Source organism: Isachenkonia alkalipeptolytica, assembly GCF_009910325.1.
GTDB classification, from domain to species: domain Bacteria; phylum Bacillota; class Clostridia; order Peptostreptococcales; family T1SED10-28; genus Isachenkonia; species Isachenkonia alkalipeptolytica.
Map to the genome: position 1 here is coordinate 1 of NZ_SUMG01000044.1, position 4321 is coordinate 4321.

Consider the following 4321-nt stretch of genomic DNA (forward strand, 5'->3'; position numbering starts at 1 on the left):
TTGAAACCATTCAAATCATTGTTCTGGGCGTTGTGGCCTTTGGGGTAGGTACGGCTTCGGGACTGATCATCGCTAAGCTGATGAACAAGATCTCGAAAAAAGCCATCAATCCTCTGATCGGCGCTGCGGGCGTATCCGCGGTACCCATGGCCTCCCGGGTGGTCCAAAGCGTGGGCCAAAAGGAAAACCCCAGCAACTTCCTCTTGATGCACGCCATGGGACCTAACGTATCCGGCGTCATCGGCTCCGCCGTCGCCGCCGGCGTCATGCTCTCCCTCTTCGGCGGCTAGCAAAAGCGGGTGACAGCGGGACGGAGTTTTTGTCATCTTATCGGAAGAGATAAACAAAATCCTTTGTTTATCTCTTTTGTTTTTACATAGAAGAAATTAAGAAAGGAGCCACAGGCCATGAAGGAAAAAATCTTAGAATACTTATTGAATCATCAGGGAGAGTTCACCTCCGGAGAGGTGCTCAGAAGGGAGTTCGGCGTTTCCCGCACCGCCATCTGGAAGCATATGAAAACCTTAAAGGAGGAGGGCTATCAAATAACCTCGGTACCGAACAAGGGCTATCAACTAACCATTGAGGAGGACCGGTTATTGGCCTATGAGCTGGAAAAATCCCTGGGAAAAAAAGTGGAGGTGCATCAGTCCATTGATTCCACGAACAATCACTTAAAAAGAAATGCCCGGGACTATCCCGATGAAATGATTGTCCTCAGCGAAGAGCAAAAAAAGGGACGGGGAAGACTGGGACGGAGTTGGGATTCCCCCAAGGGGGCCGGGCTTTTTTTCTCCATGCTCTTAAGACCCCGGATCACCATGGAAGAGAGCTTTAAAATCACCGGGATCGCCGCAGCAGCGGTGGCGGAGGCCATTGAAGAAGTAACGGGCCTGCCGGCGAGGATCAAGTGGCCCAACGACATTCTGGTACAGGGAAAAAAAGTTTCGGGGATTTTAACCGAGGTATCCGGGGAGCCCGACGGGATCAATTATATTATTGTGGGCATCGGGATCAATGTGAACACCCCGAATTTTACCGGGGAGTTAAAGGACCGGGCCACCTCTTTGTATTTAGAAAAGGGAGAAAAGGTCTCTAGAAAGGAACTGTTTGTAAGGGCGGCAAATAAATTTTTCCGCTTTTACCACGGCTTTACCCGGGAAAAAACCCTGGGGGAAGTCCACGGGATTTTAGAAAACCGCTCGGCGGTCCTGGGAAAAGAAGTGATCATCCTCCGGGGCGAGGAAAAAAAACAGGGAAAAGCCGTGGAAATCACAAAGGAAGGATTCTTAAAGGTCCGCTATGAAAGCGGCGAGGAGGAAGTGCTGAGTTCCGGGGAAGTGTCTGTGAGAGGGCTTGGGGGATATTCATAATCCTTAAGGCCGGAGGAAAAGTTTTTATTGAATTATTTACGGTAAACTGTTACAATTAATACGGTGAAAATAGCCGGCATATCCAGCTGGACTAGGAGATTCACTGAAGGAAACAAAAAAATACGACCGGCATCTTATAGAAGAGTCGGAGCGGAGGTGCGTGAAAATGTCAGAAAAAGCAATGTCAACAGATTCAAGACTTCACAGCATGGGTGGTTTCACAAGAAAGCAGGCCCTGGGTACAAAGGGACTGACTCTGGCAGGAATGTTGGGAGCCCTATCCATTGTGCTGAGTATGACCCCGATCGGTTTTATCCCCCTGCCTACGGGAATTAATGCAACGACGATGCATATTCCCACAATCATGGCAGCGATTTTAGGAGGTCCGATTACCGGAACCTTAGTGGGACTGATCTTCGGTGTCAGCAGTTTTTTAAGAGCGAACAACCCGTTTTTTGCCAATCCCATTATCGCGATTTTACCGAGGTTATTAATCGGCGTGGTAAGCTATTACAGTTATGTGGGAATCAAAGTGACGTTAATCGAAAAATTTAAAATGAATTCTGCTAAAGGAAAAAGCGCAGCCATTGTCGGGGCTTCGGTGCTGGGCACGGCAACGAATACCGTCGGCGTACTGAGCTTGGTTTATGCCTTTGGATATCTTCCACTGTCCGTGGTCCTCACGGTAGCGGCAACCAATGGTATTGCGGAAATGATTGCCTCCGGGGTTATTGTCCTGGCGGTACTGAAATCCTTAGAGAAAAGCAGATTATTTAAGTAAGATCATACTATATTGAGCAGATTATTCATGTAGGATCATAATATATGAAAATTTAACAGAAACAACAGAAACAACAGAAACAACAGAATTTCAGCAAAGAAATACCGGATCCATCGTATCCGAAAAAGTGTTAAAGACAGAGTAAGAAGGTGAACCGATGTTATTAGTCATTGATATAGGAAATACCAATGTGGTTTTAGGGGTCTATCGAGGCAAAGAGCTGGTGGACTTTTGGCGCATTGGCACGGACAAAGACAAAACTTCAGACGAGTACAGCGTATTGATTGATCAGCTTTTCAGTTACAAAGGACTGGAAAGACGAAAAGTAAAGGATGTAATTATCTCCTCGGTGGTTCCGGATCTTATGCATTCCTTAGAGAACACCGTAATCAAACTTTTCGGAGTTAATCCCTTAATAGTGGGGCCCGGAGTAAAAACCGGTATGAATGTGAAGTACGATAACCCGAGACAGGTCGGGGCGGACAGGATCGTGAATGCGGTGGCCGCCTATGAAAAGTACAACGGCCCCTTGATCGTGATCGATTTTGGCACCGCCACCACCTTTTGTGCCATATCCTCCCAAGGCGAATATCTGGGCGGGACCATTGCCCCGGGTATCAAAATTTCCAGTGAAGCCCTGTTTCAACGGGCCTCGAAGCTGCCCCGGGTGGAACTGATCAAGCCGGGAAAAACCATCTGTAAAAATACGGTAAACTCCATGCAGTCGGGGATTATCTATGGTTACGCCGGTCTGGTGGAACAAATCGTCAAGAAAATGAAAAAAGAGTTCAAAAGCAATGGAGTAAAGGTTATTGCCACCGGGGGGCTGGCGACGCTAATCGATAGTGAAACCCAATGCATCGATAAAATCGATAAGTTTTTAACCCTGGACGGCTTGCAAATTATTTTCCAACGGAATGAAGAGGATCGACAAAAAAAGATACAGGAAAAACAAGCCAGGTGATGCTACCTGGCTTTTCTGTGAGTCGGTGTCAATCAAGTGAATCGTTGTCAATCAAGTGAGTCGGTGTCAATGATATGCGTCGCGGTCAATGAAAGAGGGAGAGAAATGGTAAAGGATTTTATGAAGGGAAAAGTCATCTTAGCCCCCATGGCGGGAATCACGGACCGGGCCTTCCGGGAGATCTGCAGCGAAGAAGGGGCGGATTTTGTTTACACGGAAATGGTCAGTGCCAAAGCCCTGTGCTACGGGGACAAAAAAACCCAAGGCCTTCTGGATATGGGGGAGCCGGGGGAGGAGAAGACGCCCTACGGCATTCAGATCTTCGGTTCGGAACCGGAGGTGATTGGTGAAGCGGTGAATAGACTGAATCCCCGAGATCATACCCTGCTGGACTTGAATCTCGGATGCCCGGCCCCGAAGGTGGTCAAAAACGGAGACGGAGCCGCCTTGATGAAAACCCCATTAAAAGCAAAAGCGGTGATTGAAGCCGCGGTGAAGGCTTCCAGCAAGCCGGTGACGGTGAAAATTCGAAAGGGCTGGGACGACGAGGGCATCAATGATTTGGAAATCGCCGGCATCGCCGAGGCAGCCGGGGCCGAGATGCTGACCATCCATGGAAGGACCCGGGAGGAGTTTTACTCCGGCACCGCGGACTGGGAAGCCATCCGACGGGTAAAAAAGGCCCTGAACATTCCGGTGATCGGCAACGGCGATGTATTTACGGGGGAGGACGCCAAGGCCCTGTTTCAAAAAACCGGGGTGGACGCGGTGATGGTTGGCCGGGGGGTTCGGGGAAACCCGTTCATCTTCCGGGAAATCAAAAGGGTGATTGAAGGAAAGGAAAAGCCGGAGCTTCATAGCGAAGATTTCCGGGAAGTGATCCTACGGCACCTTAAAAAAGCCGTAGCCTATAAAGGGGAACATACCGCGGTTAAAGAAATGCGAAAGCATCTGGGATGGTACGTAAAGGGCAGACCCCACGGCGCCGCCCTAAAGCGGGAAATCAATCATATAGAAAGCGAAGCAGCCCTAGTGGCCCTGGTAAAGGAGTATTTTGCATAAATTGTGGGAAATGCTGTCAACCCTTTTAGAAAATGTCCTTAAATAGTTAAAACATAAGCACCAGATTGCTGGCGCTAATCGTGATTTTGTAAAATACAGAAATTACCAAGGTATAATGTTTTTGGGTAACCTTAATAAACT

Annotated in this window: 5 protein-coding genes; all 5 read left to right on the top strand. The window is 48.5% G+C overall.

The window, feature by feature from the left end; translation table 11 throughout:
* Window positions 1–290, top strand: a 290-nt coding sequence (locus ISALK_RS14580; RefSeq protein ID WP_160723600.1) for a sodium ion-translocating decarboxylase subunit beta, incomplete at its 5' end; no start/stop codon positions are given.
* A gap of 117 nt (window positions 291–407) precedes the next feature.
* A complete protein-coding gene (locus ISALK_RS14585; RefSeq protein WP_160723602.1) occupies window positions 408–1373 on the top strand; it encodes a biotin--[acetyl-CoA-carboxylase] ligase in 966 nt (321 codons plus the stop codon).
* Window positions 1374–1539: 166 nt separating this feature from the next.
* Window positions 1540–2154: an ECF transporter S component gene (locus ISALK_RS14590; RefSeq protein ID WP_245394430.1), complete on the top strand. Its 615-nt coding sequence runs from the start codon at window positions 1540–1542 to the stop codon at window positions 2152–2154.
* A 157-nt stretch (window positions 2155–2311) separates the two neighbouring features.
* The gene (locus tag ISALK_RS14595; protein ID WP_160723604.1) at window positions 2312–3118 is read left to right on the top strand and encodes a type III pantothenate kinase; all 807 of its coding nucleotides are present in this window, start codon (window positions 2312–2314) and stop codon (window positions 3116–3118) included.
* Between the two features lie 105 nt (window positions 3119–3223).
* Window positions 3224–4180 (top strand): tRNA dihydrouridine synthase DusB, encoded by a 957-nt coding sequence (gene dusB, locus ISALK_RS14600; protein ID WP_160723606.1) that lies wholly within the window; start codon window positions 3224–3226, stop codon window positions 4178–4180.
* Window positions 4181–4321 lie beyond the last annotated feature (141 nt).

Bases quoted from the DNA above. Each gene is read 5' to 3' on its own strand.
- ISALK_RS14590 (WP_245394430.1), top strand. From the start codon at position 1,540: ATGTCAGAAAAAGCAATGTCAACAGATTCAAGACTTCACAGCATGGGT.
- ISALK_RS14585 (WP_160723602.1), top strand. From the start codon at position 408: ATGAAGGAAAAAATCTTAGAATACTTATTGAATCATCAGGGAGAGTTC.
- dusB (WP_160723606.1), top strand. From the start codon at position 3,224: ATGGTAAAGGATTTTATGAAGGGAAAAGTCATCTTAGCCCCCATGGCG.
- ISALK_RS14595 (WP_160723604.1), top strand. From the start codon at position 2,312: ATGTTATTAGTCATTGATATAGGAAATACCAATGTGGTTTTAGGGGTC.